The organism is Tardiphaga sp., assembly GCF_044336785.1.
Lineage (GTDB): Bacteria > Pseudomonadota > Alphaproteobacteria > Rhizobiales > Xanthobacteraceae > Tardiphaga.
Genome location: NZ_JBIIOT010000006.1, coordinates 1 through 17,077 on the forward strand (window position 1 = coordinate 1; position 17,077 = coordinate 17,077).

Below are 17,077 nucleotides of genomic sequence, written 5' to 3' on the forward strand. Positions count from 1 at the left end.
TCCGAAAGGCCCGCTCTTGCCTCGTTTTCTCAGCCTCGCCCTCTGCATCACCATTATCAGCTTCGTGCCAGAGGCAGCCTGTGCGGCCGAAGGACTGAATGGCGCGAAACTGTCGATGCTCTGGGCATTGCCCTTTGCCGGCATCCTGCTGAGCATCGCCACCGGGCCGGTGCTGTATGCACACTTCTGGGAGCATCACTACGGCAAGCTCGCTGCATTGTGGGCGGCGCTGGTCATCGTGCCACTGTGGCTGACGACCGGTACCACGGTGGTTACGCATACGCTGGCCCATACTGTGCTGCTTGAATATTTGCCCTTCATCCTGCTGCTGCTGGCGCTGTTCACCGTGTCAGGCGGCATCTATCTGCAAGGCAATCTGCATGACAGCGTGTTCACCAACACGGTGCTGCTCGCTTTCGGCACGCTGATGGCCAGCATCGTCGGCACCACCGGCGCGTCGATGATCCTGATCCGGCCTCTGCTGCGCGCCAATGATGACCGGCGCCACAATGTCCATGTGGTCGTGTTCTTCATCTTCCTGGTCTCGAATATCGGCGGCTCGCTATCGCCGCTCGGCGATCCACCGCTATTTCTCGGTTTTTTGCGCGGCGTCGATTTCTTTTGGACCACGCAGCATCTCTGGCGCGACACGCTGTTCGTCGCCGGCATCGTGCTGGCGATCTTTATGGCGCTCGACATCTATCTGCATCGCCGCGAAGAACGGCTGCCGAAGATGAAGGACCCGACACCGGATACGCCGCTACGCCTGCATGGCAAGGCCAATCTCCTGCTGCTTCTCGTCATCATCGCCGCGATCCTGATGAGCGGCAGCTGGAAGCCCGGCATCTCCTTCACCGTACTCGGCACTCCCGTCGAATTGCAGAACCTGCTGCGCGACGCGATCCTCGTCATCGTCACTTTCGCTTCGCTGGCGCTGACAAAAGCCGAGCATCGCAGGGCCAATGATTTCAAATGGGGACCGATCGCGGAAGTCGCGATCCTGTTCGCAGGCATCTTCATCTGCATCGTGCCTGTGATGGCGATGCTGCAGGCAGGCACCAATGGCCCGTTCGCACCGCTCGTCGCACTGGTGACCCATGCCGACGGCACGCCGAATAATGCCGCCTATTTCTGGCTCACCGGCATCCTGTCGTCATTCCTCGACAATGCGCCGACCTATCTCGTCTTCTTCGAACTCGCCGGCGGCGATGCGAAGGCGTTGATGACATCGGGCGCGGCCACGCTGGCGGCGATTTCCGCCGGTGCCGTGTTCATGGGCGCCAATACCTATATCGGCAACGCGCCGAATTTCATGGTCTATGCCATCGCGCGGGATGCCGGCGTGAAGATGCCCAGCTTCTTCGGCTATATGTTGTGGTCGGGCGCCGTGCTGCTGCCGGTGTTCTTCCTCACGACCTGGGTGTTTTTCCTCTGACACCGCTCGTGGTTACTTCGCGTTTACCATAACCGCCTAGCGTCCCCCCAGGCTGGAATGCTGCGATTCCGGCTGTTGATCATGCGTTGCGGAGCCTGGCGTTGCGTCACACTCGTAAAATTACGCGCCTGCGCCGGCCGTTTGTCGCCATCGGCCTTGCCGCATGCGTCGCGCTCGCACCGCAAAGCACGGCCGCGCAAGGCTTCTTCGATTTCCTGTTCAATGGCGGCCAGCCACAAAAGCCGCAGCAGCGCCGCGGCGGCCCGCCACCGCAGACTGACTTCTTCTCCGATCCTTTCGGACTCAACACGCCCACGGAAGCACCGCAGCCCCAGCGCAGCGCCGGTTATGGCGGCTCTGGCCCAGCCTTCTGCGTGCGCACCTGCGATGGCAAGTATTTTCCGCTTGGCCGCAGCGGCGCCAGTCCGGCACAAATGTGCCAGGCCTTCTGTCCGGCTTCGCCCACCAAAGTCATGTTCGGCAGCAGCATCGATTATGCGTCATCATCGACGGGCGAACGCTATGCCGATCTGCCCAATGCCTTTGCCTATCGCAAGGCGCTAAAAGCTGATTGCACCTGCAATGGCCGCGATCCCGCTGGCCTGGCCCCCATCGACCTCTCGCTCGACACGTCGCTGCGTCCCGGCGATGTGGTCGCCACCACCAACGGCCTCGTCGCCTTCAACGGCATGCGCACCGGCAACAACCAGACGGCCGACTTCACGCCGGTCTCGTCCTATCCCGGCCTGACATCCGATGTCCGCGCCCGGCTCGGCGAGATGAAGGTCGCGCCTGTTGCCGCCGAGATGATCACCGACGAAGCGCCGATGGCGGAAACACCTCGCGAGATCGCGCCGCTGCCGGCCACGACGGTCGCGCCGAAGCGAATGCCGGCGCCTGGCGCAAAACGCGCCGAGCTCGACTGACAACCCTTAGAACGTTGCGCTGACACCTAGGCGCGGGCCATGGACGTAGCGGTCGATGGTCTGGTTGCTGGTGGTGCTGAAGGTCTGGTTCAGCACGTTGAAATAGGCGTCGAGGCGATAGCTCGCGCTGAGCTTGACCTGGTCGGTCAGCCAATAGGACACGCCGACCTGCAGATCGGCATTGAACACGGTGGCGTAGCGCTGATCGGTCGAGGTATTCACGGTGCTGCCGCCGCCACCGATGATCGCAGCGATGATTGCGGGGTCCGACACGATGGTGTTGACCGTGGTGCTGACCAGCCGCTGCCGGCCGAACAGGACCGCCGCGTCGCCGGCATAATCCAGCGTCCAGCCGCCGCCCAGTGGGGCCGATCCCTCGACGCCGATCCGTGGACCCGCGCCGAAGAACGAACTGCGCGTCGTGATGGCGTTCGTTGTCGTCGTGCCGAACGAATTGACCAGAATGCCCGTGCCGAGGATATCGAACGGCGCATTGAAATTCACGCTCAAAGCGTTGCTTTGGAGCGAATCGGTCTTGCCGGCCACTTCCGCAATGCGGAGCCCCAACTTCACCTGCATGGCATTGCGGCCGCTGCCAAGCACGTCGTAGCCGACAGCGCCGTCCGCGAGCCAATGCGTCTCCTTGTAGCCGATAGTCAGGGTGTCGGACGCAGAACCGCCGGCGATTGGTCCACCAAGCAGCGGTATCAGCGCCGGATCCAGCACGCCGCCGACCGCTGCAGTGCCCGAGAATCGTCCGCTCTCGCCATATCTGAACTGGGCGCTGACATGCCAAGGCGATCCGGCGAAGCGATAGTCGAAACCCGCCGCCGCCTGCCAGCCGAGCTTGGGTGCCAGATCGAACGCACCGGCCGTGTTGCTGCCGAGCAAATTGGAGAGGTTGTACGGCGATGTCGTGACATCGCCGCCCGACCAAATCGCACCGCCCTCGCCCCAAAGGCGAAGTTGTCCTGCGGTTTCCACCGGCGAGGCTTTGTAGGCCATCGGCAGATCAGCTGCATAGGCGGAGTAAGCATCGCGCTTCGCGTTGGGAGCCGAGATCGCCACCGGTCCCGGTGACGACTTCAGCGCCGCATTCTGGGCCCGCAGTGCCTTGTTCTCGCGCAGTGCTGCATTTTCCTTGCGGATCGCGGCATTTTCCTGCTCCAGCGCAGCGAGGCGCGCCATCACGTCATCGTTGGAGGCCGCATAAGCCGCCGGACTTGCGCAGGCGCTGAGCGCCAGAGCCGTGATCAGAATTGCCTTCATGCTCGCCCCACTGTTTCGCACGCCAACATTGCGGCGCCATTGCCGCGACTGTTTCCGAGCGAGGCTGCGTCGAATACCCGGCATTTGCCGGTGGCCAGGTGGCTTTGCCGGCCACTGCGGCAAAGACGCCACATGGCGGAATGCGCAGTTGCGATGACTGCGACAGTACCGGTCAGCCGCTAGGCTTTTCCGATCAGCGGCTGCGTGCTCTTGAGCAAAGCGACCAGCTGGCTTTGCTGGCGCGTGCCGGTCTTGCGAAAGATGTTTTCGAGATAGGACCGCGCCGTGGTGAAGCGGATGCCCTGCTGGATCGCCGCGTCCTTCAATGCAAGGCCGCTCGCCAGGGCCGCAGCGAGCCGCGCTTCAGCCGGCGTCAGATCGAACAGCTGCCGCGCGTGATCCTCAAAACCGTCCGGCAGCGCCAGGGTCAGGACGCGCAGATAGATGATCGCCTGCCGCGACTGCGGGAAGTGCTGCTGCGTGCGTGCCGCCGGGCTGACCGTCACCGCGACATCGATGCCGGGATCATCGCCGGCAGCGCGCAGCAGCAATTCGCCGCCGGTGCCGGGCGCGGCATCCGAGCCGAATGCACAGGCATCCGCGACCAATCTGTGGAGCGCCGCCATGGTTTTGTGATCGCGGCTGGTCAGCATGCCGGACTTGATCCGCAACATGCTCGCCTGCCGCAGCAAAATATTATCGGCGACGTCATTCGATTGGATCACGCGCAACTGACCATCGACCACCAGCACGCCGAACGGGAGGTTGACGTAGCTCGATGCCAGCAATTGGGCTGCCTGAAACCGCCAGCCGAGTTCGGTCGCGCGTCGCAGATGCGGCATGATCAATTGCAGCAATGCGACCTCATTGGCATCGAAAGCCTGCTGATTGCGGCCCCGCTGCACATCAAAGATCCAGAACGACGGGCCGGATGTCATCAGCTTGCTGCCGAGACCGCCATACATGTCCTGCGGCGCCAGCCAGTCGTTCCAGAACCGGCTGCGACGCAACACATCGTCGCCGATCAGTGCGCGATCGCTATAGATCAGTCCGACCGGAGCAACGCCAAGTGCATCTGCATAGACGTTCGGGTAAGGCGCATGATCCTCGATATAGCGAAGCTGAAATTCGGGATCGGGATTCGAGCTGACCGCGTCGCTCGGCTGCAGGTCGGGCCCACTCCGCACCAGGCAGGCCGTCGAGCCGTTGAACAGAACGCGGAGCCGATCGATCGCGACCTGCCATTTCGACGGGCCGGAAACGGACTCGTAAAGCGTATCGATCAAGCCGGATAAAAGCTCCGGGCCGGGAAACACCATGTCCAGTTTCTTGCACTGAAATTATTATCGGGCACCAAAACAGCCCGCATATTGTTTTTGTTGCACTTGCGTCAGCAAAGTCTGGATACAAAAACCGCCCGCGTCAAATTCATAAATAAGACACAACGCGCAATGATGCGGCATGTCGTAACGACAAATGCGCAGTGATCGCCGGCTTCATGCGGGGTGCAGTCATGTGGCCCCATCATGCGATGAGAGGTCCATCATGATCGGCGGCGCAATCATCGGCCGATGATCACGCCCACCACATTTCCCGTCGACAGATATTTCTGCTCGATCTCGGCGCGCGCGGCGGCGCGGTTCTCCGGCGTCAGCAGACCGCGCTTCTCGGCGAGGATCATCCAGCAATAGCCCCACCAATCCGTGAGCAAGCCATCCTCACCATCGAGATCGTAGCCCCGTTCAGCGGCGAACATCCGAGCATGCGCCTCATCGAGCTGATCGAGCCAGGCGTGATCGTCGAGCGAGAACAGATCGTCGCTGACATCGTCGGTTGTGTAACCCCACACCGACAGGCAGACCGTATTGAATTCGCGGTCGATCTGGTCGTCATCCACGGGATAACGACGCGCGTTAAGATGCAGGCGGGTGAGAGACCGCGCGAAATCGGCGATCCGGGTGAGCGCGAACTGATCATAGGCAATGCTGGACATATCGTCCTCACGGCTAGGCAGAGCATGGACGGCGAACAGGTCCGCCGAATCAGAATGATATATCAATGATTTGAAATTTGTTCTTATTTTGTTCTAATGCATAACCGAATCTTAAGCGACAATTCGGTTGAGCCCTGCCATCAAAGCCGCAGCTTCATAATTGCTGCTCAATTCATCGGCATCGCAGTAGCAAAACCTCCTCACCCCGATGGGTTTCCGACCACCTATGAATGGGCGTATGCTTTCACGCCGTGACAAAAATCAGGATGACCAGTTTGTCAGACCAGTCCACGCCCGCACAATTTCAGCCCCTGAACGCACCGATCGACGAGCTTCTGCTCGCCGAGATCAAAAGTGCCATTCTCGTCAAGCTGACGCTGGGCATCGGCAAAGAGCCTTCCTTCGCCACCAAGCATGACTGGTACAAGGCTGCCGCGCTGACATTGCGCGATCGTGTCGTGCATCGCTGGTTGCTGTCCGAGAAGGAGAGCTACGACGGCGGCCGTAAGCGCGTCTATTATCTGTCGCTCGAATTCCTGATCGGCCGCCTGTTCACCGATGCGCTCAACAATATGGGCCTGCTGCCGGTGTTTCGCGCGGCTTTGGAAGATCTCGGCGTCGGCCTGGATGAACTCCGCAAATGCGAGCCGGATGCGGCGCTCGGCAATGGCGGCCTCGGCCGCCTCGCCGCCTGCTTCATGGAGAGCATGTCGACGCTCGCCATCCCCGCTTACGGCTATGGCATCCGCTACGACTTCGGCCTGTTCAAGCAGGTCATCTCCAAGGGCTGGCAGAAGGAATATCCCGACGAGTGGCTGGGCTTCGGAAATCCGTGGGAGCTGCCGCGGCCTGAGGTCGTCTATCACATTCACTTCGGAGGCAGCGTCGAAGTGGTGGATGATGCCAAGGGTCATCAGCGCAGCGTGTGGCATCCCGGCGAAACCGTGGAGGCCGTCGCCTTTGACACGCCGATTGTCGGCTGGCGCGGCCAGCACGTGAACGCGTTGCGCCTGTGGTCGGCGCGTGCGCCGGATCCGCTGCGTCTCGACGTGTTCAACTCAGGCGACTATGTCAGCGCCAGCGCCGAGCAATCGCGCGCCGAGGCGATCTGCAAATTCCTCTATCCGAACGACGAAAGCGCTGCCGGCCGCGAGCTGCGACTGCGGCAGGAATATTTCTTCGTCTCCGCGTCGCTGCAGGATCTGGTGAAGCGGCACCTCGAATCCGAAGGCAATCTGCGCGGTCTCGCCAACAAGGCCGCGGTGCAGATGAACGATACGCATCCGAGCCTCGCCATTGCCGAGCTGATGCGCATCCTGATCGACGTGCACAATATGCGCTGGGATGCCGCCTGGCAGATCACCAATGCGACTTTGTCCTACACCAATCACACCCTGCTGCCGGAAGCGCTCGAGACCTGGCCGGTGGAACTGATGGAGCGGCTGCTGCCGCGCCATCTCGAAATCATCTACCGCATCAATGTCGCACATCTCGACCGTGCCGACGCCATCCGCCCCGGCGATACCGGCTATCGCGCCTCGGTGTCGATCATCGACGAAAGCGCCGGCCGCCGCGTGCGCATGGGCAATCTTGCTTTCATCGGCTCGCATCGGATCAATGGCGTGTCGGCGATGCATTCGGAGCTGATGAAAGAGACCGTGTTCCGCGATCTCAACCAGCTCTATCCCGGCCGCATCACCAACAAGACCAATGGCATCACCTTCCGCCGCTGGCTGACCCTGGCCAATCCGAAACTCACCGATCTCTTGCGCGCCACCTGCGGCGAAGCGGTGCTGGATGATCCCACACGCCTGATCAAGCTCGAAGCCTATGCGGGCGACGCCGCTTTCCAGCAGGAATTCCGCAAGGTCAAGCATCACAACAAGCTCGCCCTCGCCCGCGTGATCGGCGAGAAGCTCGGCGTGCAAGCCGATCCATCGGCGCTGTTCGACGTACAGATCAAGCGCATCCACGAATACAAGCGACAGTTGCTCAATATCGTCGAGACCGTCGCGCTGTATCAGGCGATGAAGGACGAGCCCAACAAGAACTGGGTGCCCCGCGTGAAAATTTTTGCGGGCAAGGCAGCGGCGAGCTATCGTTATGCCAAGCTGATCATCAAGCTCGCGAACGATGTCGCGCAAATGGTGAACAATGACGAGAGCATCAAGGGTCAGCTCAAGGTTGCCTTCCTGCCCGACTACAATGTGAGTCTTGCGGAAATCATCATTCCGGCGGCCGATCTGTCCGAGCAGATCTCCACCGCCGGTATGGAAGCCTCCGGCACCGGCAACATGAAACTGTCGCTGAACGGCGCGCTGACCATCGGCACGCTGGACGGCGCCAATATCGAAATCCGCGACAATGTCGGCCCGGAGAATATCGCGATCTTCGGCATGACCGCAGAAGAGGTCGTTACGCGCCGTAACAACGGTCTCGATGCCTCGGACGTCATCAACAAGTCGCCCAATCTCGGCCGCGCCATCCAGGCCATCGAGACCGGCTTCTTCTCGCCCGACGATCCCGGCCGTTTCGGCGGCATCGGCCACGCGCTGCGCCATCTCGACCACTACATGGTCTCGGCGGATTTCGATTCCTATTACGACGCCCAGCGCAGCGTCGATGCGCGCTGGCAGGCCGGTTCGGCCTGGAGCCGTGCGGCGATCCTCAATACGGCACGCATGGGCTGGTTCTCGTCGGACCGCACCATCCGCGAATATGCCGAGGACATCTGGCACGTGCCGGTGGCGAGCCAGATGCCGACGACATTTGCGCAGCTGGTGCGCAAGGCAACCTGATCCACTACCTGCTCTCGGCGGCATTAGCCGCCGGGAGACGCAGCGTCACGCACAAACCTCCCAGCGGCGACGCCCCCAATGCGACATCGCCGCCATAGAGCTCGGCCAGTTCGCGTGTGATCGAGAGGCCAAAGCCAAAGCCAGGCGCGCTTTCGTCGAGTCGTTCGCCAGGCCGCAACACCCGCGCACGCTCATCGACAGACAGACCTCTTCCGTCATCCTCGATGGTCAATGCGATCAACGCATCCTGCCGCACGCCGCGGATCGACACCTTGCCGCGCGCCCACTTGAATGCGTTGTCGAGCAGATTGCCCGCCATCTCGTCGAAATCCTGTTGTTCGCAGGCGACCAGCCAATCGGCCGGCACATCCATCACGAATGCGATGGTCTTCTCGCTGTTGATCTTGCCCAGGACATCGCCGAGATCCTGCAGCCGCGGTGCAATCGCCGTCTGCGCACGCGCCGGCCCGTTCAATGCCGCGGCGCGTGCACGACCGAGATGATGCCGGATACGGCGCTCCATTTGCGCGACCAGCGGCTGCAGCGTCGCAGGATGTCCGTCGCGATCGGCGGAGGCTGCGACGGCCAGCGTGGCCAGCGGCGTCTTCAGGCCATGTGCGAGATTGGCGACATGGCGACGCGCGCGTTCGAGACCGCTCGCATTCTGATCGAGCAACGCATTGAGCTCCGCCACCAGCGGCTTGATTTCCTGCGGCTGCTTCGATGGCACGCGCGCGAGATGGCCGCTACGTACATCCGCTACCGCCCGCCGCAGCCTTTCGAGCGGACGCAATCCCAGCCGCACCTGCAGCATGATGGCAAGAATGAGCGCCAGCCCCAGCACCGCCAGCGAAATGGCAAGCGTGGTCATGGCCTCGCGCAGCGGACCGAGTACCGCCGCGCGCGGCGCCGAGGTGATAATGGTTACATCGTGGGCGCCGACCTTTACGGGCTTGATGCGATAATGCAGGTATTCGTCATCCGGCCCGACGCCATCGGCAGGACGCGGGCGTTCTTCGCGCGGATCGCGGTCCTTCTTCGGCGGTGGCGGCGGACGTTGGTCGCCCGCAACGGGCATTGCAGCGTCGAGATCTGCGCCATCAAGCGACGCCGAACGCAGCACGTTCCTCGGGCCCGTGACCTGCCAATACCAGCCGCGGCGCGAACGCTCGAAAGGTGGCCCATCGGCGCTGCCGGCCAGGCTGATGCGGCCATTGCCATCGGCACGCAGCAGCGATGACAGAAACACGATCTGGGTATCCAGACGCTGGTCGATCTGTCCCTGCACGAACCGATGCAGGACAAAGCCGATCAGCACCGTCGAGATCACCAGCGCCAGTGCGATAAAGGCACAGGCCGCAGTCAACAGCCGGCGGCTCAGCGATGCATCACGCAACATTACGCGGGTCCCGCCGTCAAACGATAGCCGCGCCCACGCACGGTCTCGATCATGTCATGACCGATCTTGCGGCGTAGACGCGCCACGATCACCTCGAGAGAGTTAGAATCCGTGCCGGCATCGCCTTCGTACACTTTCTCCATGAGTTCGAGCCGGTCGAACACCACGTCCTTGCGCAGGATCAGCGACTGCAACACGCGCCATTCCAGCGCCGTCAGTTTCAGCGGCAGGCCGTTGAGCGCGAACACGCCGGTCGGCGCATCGAAGCTCAGCGCACCGCAGGTGATTTCCGGCGCGGCATGTCCGGCCGAGCGGCGCACCAGCGCGCGGAGCCGCATGATCAATTCCTCGACCCGAAACGGCTTGGTCAGATAGTCGTCGGCGCCGGCCTTGAAGCCATCGACCTTTTCCGTCCAGCCATCGCGGGCCGTCAGGATCAGAACAGGCAATTGCCGGCTGCTCTTGCGCCACGCGCGCAACACGGCTGCACCGGGCATTTTCGGCAGGCCGAGATCGAGCACAGCGACGTCGTAGGATTCGGTATCGCCGAGGTAGTGGCCTTCCTCGCCATCGGCCGCGATATCGACGGCAAAGTTCTCGCGGCGCAAAGCCGCTGCGATCTCGCCAGCCAATGGCGCGTCATCCTCGACCAGCAATACTTTCATGGATGCTCTCGTCAAATCTGCGCCACGCTCTAGGCAGCCCAGCTTAACTCAGCCTGAACGGTTCGGTTCAGGGTGGATTGGGCAGCGCCCGATACGGTCCGGCCATCGACAACGATGACAGCGAGATCAAGCCATGACTGACACCGATCATACCTCCGAGCCCAAAGCCCTGCCTCCCCCGCAACGGCGCCAGCGCCTGTCGCGTAGCGCCATCGCCACCGGCACCGTGGCGGCACTGCTGATCGCCGGCGCAGCTCTCGGCGCTGGCGGCACCCGGCTCGCCCAGAACTGGCAGCCGCGCAGCGTCATGCTGCTGCAGCCTGCGCCGATCGACAAGATGCAGGAGCGAAGCCCGGTCGCCATCAAGGGCGACGTGGCCGAGATCTACGGCAACAAGTTCGTGGTGCAGGACACGAGTGGCCGCGCGCTGGTCGATACCGGCCCGCGCGGCGAGGATCGCATGGTGGTGACCAAGGGCGAAACGGTCACGGTTCAAGGCCGGTTCGATCGCGGCGTGGTACGCCCCGACGTGGTGGTTCATGCCGACGGCCGCAACGAAGCCTTCGGCCCGCCCGATGGGCCCAAGGGACCCAAAGGCCCGAAAGGTCCCAAGGGATCGAAAGACGGCCCTGACGCCCGCGCCGATCGCGGTCCGCCGCCGCCAAGCGACCGGGGCGGTCCAGATGACGACGCGCCGCCGCCACCGCCGCGATGACGCGAGGCAACCGACCTGCGCCCTCATGCATTCTCTTCAGCACAACGGAATTCAAGGAACTCGCTATGCCCGATCACCACACCACCTCAATCAGCGGCAAGATCACCCATGTCTTCGGCCATCGCTTCGTGGTCGAAACCAGTCGCGGCGCCATCCTCGCCGACATCACGCCGAAAGGCCTCGACCAGTATACGCTCCGCATCGGTGATCCTGTCGATCTGTCAGGAGAGCTGAAGCCGTCGGAATTGAAAGTGTCGCGCCTGGTCTCCGGCAAGACCGCGATCACGATCGACCACAAGAAGAAGCCTCATGAGCATCATGGTCCTGGAGAGCCACGCGATGCCCTGAAGGCTGCCCGCGCCGCCGGCTTCGAACCGCTTGGCGAGCCGCGTCGCAAGCCAAAGCATTTTGAAGTGCTGGGGCGGCGCAACCATGAGCTCGCCGAGCTGCATATCGAGCTGGACGGGCATATTCGTAAGATGAAGCCTGTCGAGGGACTCGATCCGAAATGGAGCGAGGTGTTGCAGAAGGCAGTCTGAGCGACACGCGCAATTTCAGGATGTCGCCCAACCCGGCATCATTCGCAAATGGACCAGCCATGCTGCGCGAATTGCCGCAGCATGGCATTCTCGTGACGGATGAGACGCAGCTGTCACAAACCGTCCGCATGGTCGCGCGGCGTTTGTCGTGATCAAATGACAGTCCAAACTTTGACCAGTCGGATCACCACAGCGCCCCAGACATCCTCTCCGTTAAAGGCCTTTCCAATGCTTCCAACATTTTCTCGTCGCGCGGCACTTGTTCTTGCCGGCGCCTCTCTGCTGATGTCCACAGCTCATGCTGCCGATGCCATCGACAACAGTGCGCTGTCCGCATCGGAATTCCGCGCCCATGCGCGCACCTTCGGCCTGGTCTACACGCTGCCGAAGGACGTCAACGACAAGATGGACGTCACCATCAAGGGCATTCTGCGCGAGAAGCTGCTGAATGCGAAGCTCGAGGACGAAGCCCAGCGCTTCAACATCCCGCACATCACCGTGGTGCACATCCACAGCGCCGATCCGACCACCCCGGACAAGATGCTGAAGGCGCTGCCCAAGCTGCCGAAGCCGCTGAACGTCACCATGAAGAATTTCTACAGCACCGAAGCCGCCAAGGGCGCCGGCCAGCCATGGTGGCTCGATCTCGGCGTCGTCAAGGAAGGCGCCGACTATGAAGCCATGATGGCGTTCAACACCACGGCCACGGCCGCGCTTGCACCGCTGCGCGACGGCCCGCTGCCGCGCGTCACCGGCCCGGTCTATGCCGTGATGGGCGATGCGGCGAAGGATCTGGTCAAGACCGTCGGCGTCAGCGGCGTCAATGTGGTGAAGGACGGCAAGGAGCTGCGCTCGCACAATCCGCACAACACGCTGGTCTACAGCAATGTGAAGTTCACGCCTGAGATCAAGGCTGCGATGGATCAGACCGCGGCGGAGTTCAACCAGATCCTGCCGGCCGGTATTCCGACTGCGCTGAACACGATCTCGATCGTCGAGCTCGGCTTCGCCGGCAATGTGCTGCGCGAAGTCTATCGTATCGATCTCAAGAGCGGCGCTGCCACCAATATCGCGACCGGCAAGACAGCTTCCAAGTAAGCAGTATTCGCAACAAACAAGAGGCGGCCCACGTGGCCGCCTCTTTCGTGTTTTACGCCCGATAGGCGACAAGCACTGCGCCACAGGCGATCAGGATGACGCCGAGCCAATTCGGCAACGATAGTTTCTCACCGAGAAACAGCACCGCAAACACCGCAACGAACACCACGCTGAGCTTGTCGATCGGCGCCACCCGCGCTGCATCGCCGAGCTTGAGTGCGCGGAAATAGCAGATCCAGGACGCGCCGGTGGCACAGCCGGACAGGACAAGAAAGACCCATGTCTTCCCCGAGATCGTCGATGGCGACTGCCAGTGACCGGTGGCGACCACCATGAGTCCTGCGGCGAACAGGATGACGATGGTGCGGATAAAGGTGGCGAAATCTGAATTGACGTTCTCGATACCGATCTTGGCGAAGATCGCCGTGAGTGCCGCGAAGGCAGCGGAGAGGACGGCCCAGAACGGCCAGGTAAGGGTGAGGTTCTTCATTGGAGCCTGCTGTCTCTCTTGTCGTCGCCCGGCTTGACCGGGCGACCCAGTATACGCGGGAGATAAAGTTTGCACCGTGACATTGCGTTAATGCCGATCCATGCATCCGCACGACACATCATTGGCGTCGTTGTTCACTGGGTCACCCGGTCAAGCCGGGTCACGACATAGCGAGACGCAAAAAGGGCGACCTCACGGCCGCCCTTTCGTATCGTATGTCAGCAGCGCTTACTCCGCCGCCAGTTTCACATCCGGCGCAGCAGCGCGGACTTCCGCGTCCACCTGTGCCTCGAACTTGGCAAAATTCTTCTGGAACATGCCGACCAGTTTTCGCGCCGTGGCGTCGAACTCGGCCTCGTCCTTCCAGGTGTTGACCGGATCGAGGATTTCGCTCGGCACGCCGTCAAGCGCAGTGGGCACAGCGAAACCAAAATACTTGTCGGTGCGGAATTCGGCGTTGCGCAGCGAACCGTTCAACGCACCCGTCAGCAGCGCACGCGTCACCTTGATCGGCATGCGTGAGCCGACGCCATATTTGCCGCCGGTCCAGCCGGTGTTCACCAGCCAGCAATCGACATTGTGCTTGGCGATGAGGTCACGCAGCATGTTGCCATAGACCGATGGGTCGAGCGGCAGGAACGGCGAACCAAAGCAGGTGGAGAATTCCGGCTCCGGATCATTGCCGAGACCGCGCTCGGTGCCGGCCACCTTGGCGGTGTAGCCGGACAGGAAGTGATACATCGCCTGCGCCGGGGTCAGCTTGGCGATCGGTGGCAGCACGCCGAAGGCGTCCGCAGCGAGCATCACCACATTCTTGGGCTGCGGCGCGCGGCCGGTCCGCGAGGCATTCGGGATGAAGTCGAGCGGATAGGCCGAGCGGGTGTTTTCGGTCTTCGAGCCATCGTCGAAATCCGGCACCTTGGTATTGGCATCGAGAACAACGTTCTCGAGCACCGCACCGAAACGCTTCGACGCAGCGTAAATCGCCGGCTCGGCTTCTTCGGAGAGCTTGATGGTCTTGGCGTAGCAGCCGCCTTCGAAATTGAAGACGCCGTCCTTGCCCCAGCCATGCTCGTCATCGCCGATCAGCGTGCGCTTCGGATCGGCCGAGAGCGTGGTCTTGCCGGTGCCCGACAGACCGAAGAAGATCGCGGTATCACCGCCCTCGCCGACATTGGCGGAGCAATGCATCGGCAACACGCCCTTGGCGGGCAGATAGTAGTTCAGCGTGGTGAAGACCGACTTCTTCATCTCGCCGGCATAATAAGACCCGCCGATCAGGACGATCTTGCGGGCGAAATCGATGGCCACGACGTTCTCCGAGCGACAGCCGTGACGTTTCGGATCGGCCTTGAAGCTCGGCAGGTCAATGATGGTGAGTTCAGGCACGAAATCAGCCAACGCCGCCGCTTCCGGGCGGATCAGCAGAGTGCGGATGAACAGCGAGTGCCAGGCGAGTTCGGTGAACACGCGGGTCTTGATGGCGAAGCTCGGATCGGCGCCGCCATAAAGATCCTGCGCGAACAGGGTCATGCCTTCGGCGTGCTTCTTGAAATCGGTGTAGAGCGCTTCGAACTGCTCCGGCGTGATCGACTGATTGCCGGCCCACCACATCTGTTCGGTGGACGCGTCCTTGACGGTGAACTTGTCCTTCGGGCTGCGGCCGGTGAAATCGCCGGTGTCTGCGCAGAGCGCGCCATCGGACGACAATTCAGCCTCGCCATTGCGCAGCGAATGCTCATAGAGCTGCGGCGCACCGAGATTCCAGTTCACCGCTTTAAGGTTCTTGAGTCCGAATTTATCGGCGCCATAGGCCGCGTTACGTACGCCCGTCTCTTGCACGGATAGTCCTCCTTAGAGCCCGCTATTCGACATGCGAGGTTGCCTCCAACCCCGCATTGCAGCGGTAACCGACACTATAGCCACTCCAGCTTTGATCGGGCGATCTAATAGTGACGAAGATGTGAAAAGCCAAGCACTCGTCGCCTGACGTGGTTTATTCCAAGCACGGCCATGGGTATGGCTCAACCGTTCAAAGTGCGGGCCTGCTCTGCCAGTTCCCGGAGAACCTTTCGCAAATCTATCGGCGTGACGATCCGCCGCGGAAAGTCGAGCCGGAGCGCCGCCGACATTCCGTCCTGCAGATCGAGCCCGTCCAGATCGCAGCCGGTGCAGCGCCAATCGCCCGCTTCCGCGCCAAGCAGTTTTGTTGCGTAGAGATTGAGCGCATCACGGTGATCCGCGTTCATATGCTCAACGGCCCCCGCCTCCGCCTCCAGCATACTGTCGGCGTCAGTGAGATCGGTGAGATATTGCTCAGGTGCGAGATCGATGATGCGGCCGAACCCGGCCACCAAGTGTAGCGATGTCGGCTTGATCCGGAAGAACGAAAAATCCTTAAAATCTACAAATACTTGCGCCGAGGGATGGACGGCGAGATAGCGCCGGCGCAACAACGAGCGCTCGGCCTCACCAGCTTCCTCGGCCTCCCCGCCCAGCATGATTCTGGCCCCTTCCAGCGGGTCGCCCGGCGCTCTCTGATCCAGCATCAGCGACACCCGCGGATCAGCCAGCAGGTTGCGCGTATGCAGCGCCAGTCGCGAAATGAGGAGAATCGGCGAGCCATCGGGATGGCTGGCAGTGTTCACCAGGGAGCAATATGGCGCTCCGCCCTCGACGGTCAGGGTTGCAAGCGCGCCTTGCCGGCTGCGGCGCAGCAGCGACCGGGTGACGCGCGAGGGGTCGAAATCATCTGTCGGCTGCATCATTAAATCCCGATAATCATTGCCGAAAACGACTTTGCCCAAGGTCGCAGGAGGCGTATATAGACATGGAACCCGCGCCCATGTCAGGCGTTAATGGAACTTGGCCACACTTCAGCCCAGCTTGCATTGCTGGTTGACTGTGTTCTTAAGGCCACCTCATACGGCGGAATATCCCATCCCCCGCCGTACAGACCATCCGCTTCGGAAAGCAGGCTCATGCCCACAATCGCTTTGGTCGACGACGACCGCAACATTCTTACATCCGTATCGATCGCGCTCGAAGCCGAGGGCTATCGGATCATGACCTATACGGATGGCGCGTCGGCCCTGGACGGTTTCCGCACCAGCCAGCCGGATCTCGCGATCCTCGACATCAAGATGCCTCGCATGGATGGCATGGAGACGCTGCGCCGCCTGCGCCAGAAGTCGGACCTGCCGGTGATTTTCCTCACCTCGAAGGACGAGGAGATCGACGAATTGTTCGGCCTGAAAATGGGCGCGGACGATTTCATCCGCAAACCTTTCTCCCAGCGCCTGCTGGTCGAGCGCGTTAAGGCCGTGCTGCGCCGTGCCGCGCCGAAGGACCCGGCCGCTGCGCCGAAGGAGACCGACGCCAAGGCGCTCGATCGCGGCCTGCTGCGCATGGATCCGGAGCGCCACACGTGCACATGGAAGAACGAGGCGGTCACCCTTACCGTCACCGAATTCCTGATCCTGCAGGCGCTCGCTACCCGCCCCGGCGTGGTGAAGAGCCGCAACGCCCTGATGGACGCCGCTTATGACGATCAGGTCTATGTGGACGACCGCACCATCGACAGCCACATCAAGCGCCTGCGCAAGAAGTTCAAGGTCGTCGATGACGACTTCGAGATGATCGAGACGCTGTACGGCGTCGGTTACCGCTTCAAGGAAACCTGATCGCCTTTCGTCATTGCGCCTACTCCGTCATTGCGAGCGCAGCGAAGCAATCCAGATCTTGGCCAGA

Annotated in this window: 15 protein-coding genes; 7 read left to right on the forward strand and 8 right to left on the reverse strand. The window is 61.8% G+C overall.

The genetic code is table 11. From position 1 onward, the window contains the following. The first annotated feature begins 46 nt into the window (after positions 1–46). Positions 47–1,435, forward strand: coding sequence for a sodium:proton antiporter (locus tag ACIQ2A_RS03030; protein ID WP_398475798.1), 1,389 nt, complete (start codon positions 47–49; stop codon positions 1,433–1,435). 101 nt (positions 1,436–1,536) lie between these two features. Continuing rightward, positions 1,537–2,361, forward strand: coding sequence for a DUF2865 domain-containing protein (locus tag ACIQ2A_RS03035; RefSeq protein WP_398475618.1), 825 nt, complete (start codon positions 1,537–1,539; stop codon positions 2,359–2,361). 6 nt (positions 2,362–2,367) lie between these two features. Here ACIQ2A_RS03035 and ACIQ2A_RS03040 read toward each other — a convergent pair whose 3' ends face one another. The 3 genes from ACIQ2A_RS03040 to ACIQ2A_RS03050 all read right to left on the reverse strand — a co-directional run bounded on the left by ACIQ2A_RS03040 (position 2,368) and on the right by ACIQ2A_RS03050 (position 5,623). Continuing rightward, entirely contained in the window at positions 2,368–3,630 is a 1,263-nt protein-coding gene (locus ACIQ2A_RS03040; RefSeq protein WP_398475620.1) for an Lpg1974 family pore-forming outer membrane protein, read from the reverse strand. A 179-nt stretch (positions 3,631–3,809) separates the two neighbouring features. Beyond that, a complete protein-coding gene (locus tag ACIQ2A_RS03045; protein ID WP_398475622.1) occupies positions 3,810–4,949 on the reverse strand; it encodes a helix-turn-helix transcriptional regulator in 1,140 nt (379 codons plus the stop codon). A gap of 242 nt (positions 4,950–5,191) precedes the next feature. Continuing rightward, positions 5,192–5,623, reverse strand: a complete 432-nt coding sequence (locus ACIQ2A_RS03050; RefSeq protein ID WP_398475624.1) for a hypothetical protein — start codon at positions 5,621–5,623, stop codon at positions 5,192–5,194. A 266-nt stretch (positions 5,624–5,889) separates the two neighbouring features. On the opposite strand from ACIQ2A_RS03050, the gene ACIQ2A_RS03055 reads away from it, so the two are divergent. Beyond that, positions 5,890–8,421, forward strand: a complete 2,532-nt coding sequence (locus ACIQ2A_RS03055; protein ID WP_398475626.1) for a glycogen/starch/alpha-glucan phosphorylase — start codon at positions 5,890–5,892, stop codon at positions 8,419–8,421. A gap of 4 nt (positions 8,422–8,425) precedes the next feature. On the opposite strand, the gene ACIQ2A_RS03060 is transcribed toward ACIQ2A_RS03055, so the two are convergent. Both ACIQ2A_RS03060 and ACIQ2A_RS03065 read right to left on the reverse strand, forming a co-directional pair. Beyond that, positions 8,426–9,820 (reverse strand): ATP-binding protein, encoded by a 1,395-nt coding sequence (locus ACIQ2A_RS03060; RefSeq protein WP_398475628.1) that lies wholly within the window; start codon positions 9,818–9,820, stop codon positions 8,426–8,428. After that, positions 9,820–10,485, reverse strand: coding sequence for a response regulator (locus ACIQ2A_RS03065; RefSeq protein ID WP_398475630.1), 666 nt, complete (start codon positions 10,483–10,485; stop codon positions 9,820–9,822). The genes ACIQ2A_RS03060 and ACIQ2A_RS03065 overlap by 1 nt, the downstream gene beginning before the upstream one ends. Before the next feature lie 133 nt (positions 10,486–10,618). On the opposite strand from ACIQ2A_RS03065, the gene ACIQ2A_RS03070 reads away from it, so the two are divergent. The 3 genes from ACIQ2A_RS03070 (at position 10,619) to ACIQ2A_RS03080 (ending at position 12,837) form a co-directional block, all read left to right on the forward strand. Then, on the forward strand, positions 10,619–11,200 hold the full coding sequence (locus ACIQ2A_RS03070) for a hypothetical protein (RefSeq protein ID WP_398475632.1): 582 nt from the start codon (positions 10,619–10,621) through the stop codon (positions 11,198–11,200). Between the two features lie 65 nt (positions 11,201–11,265). Continuing rightward, positions 11,266–11,739, forward strand: coding sequence for a hypothetical protein (locus tag ACIQ2A_RS03075; protein WP_398475634.1), 474 nt, complete (start codon positions 11,266–11,268; stop codon positions 11,737–11,739). Between the two features lie 285 nt (positions 11,740–12,024). After that, complete coding sequence (locus ACIQ2A_RS03080) at positions 12,025–12,837, forward strand: hypothetical protein (protein ID WP_398475636.1); 813 nt, start codon at positions 12,025–12,027, stop codon at positions 12,835–12,837. Positions 12,838–12,889: 52 nt separating this feature from the next. On the opposite strand, the gene ACIQ2A_RS03085 is transcribed toward ACIQ2A_RS03080, so the two are convergent. From ACIQ2A_RS03085 to ACIQ2A_RS03095, 3 genes are all read right to left on the reverse strand, one after another. Next, complete coding sequence (locus tag ACIQ2A_RS03085; protein ID WP_398475638.1) at positions 12,890–13,327, reverse strand: EamA family transporter; 438 nt, start codon at positions 13,325–13,327, stop codon at positions 12,890–12,892. A gap of 228 nt (positions 13,328–13,555) precedes the next feature. Then, complete coding sequence (locus ACIQ2A_RS03090; RefSeq protein ID WP_398475641.1) at positions 13,556–15,169, reverse strand: phosphoenolpyruvate carboxykinase; 1,614 nt, start codon at positions 15,167–15,169, stop codon at positions 13,556–13,558. A gap of 182 nt (positions 15,170–15,351) precedes the next feature. Further along, on the reverse strand, positions 15,352–16,092 hold the full coding sequence (locus tag ACIQ2A_RS03095) for a HugZ family protein (protein ID WP_398475643.1): 741 nt from the start codon (positions 16,090–16,092) through the stop codon (positions 15,352–15,354). A gap of 216 nt (positions 16,093–16,308) precedes the next feature. Between ACIQ2A_RS03095 and ACIQ2A_RS03100 the strand changes: the two genes are divergently transcribed. Then, complete coding sequence (locus ACIQ2A_RS03100) at positions 16,309–17,010, forward strand: response regulator transcription factor (RefSeq protein WP_211911734.1); 702 nt, start codon at positions 16,309–16,311, stop codon at positions 17,008–17,010. The last annotated feature ends 67 nt before the right edge of the window (positions 17,011–17,077 follow it).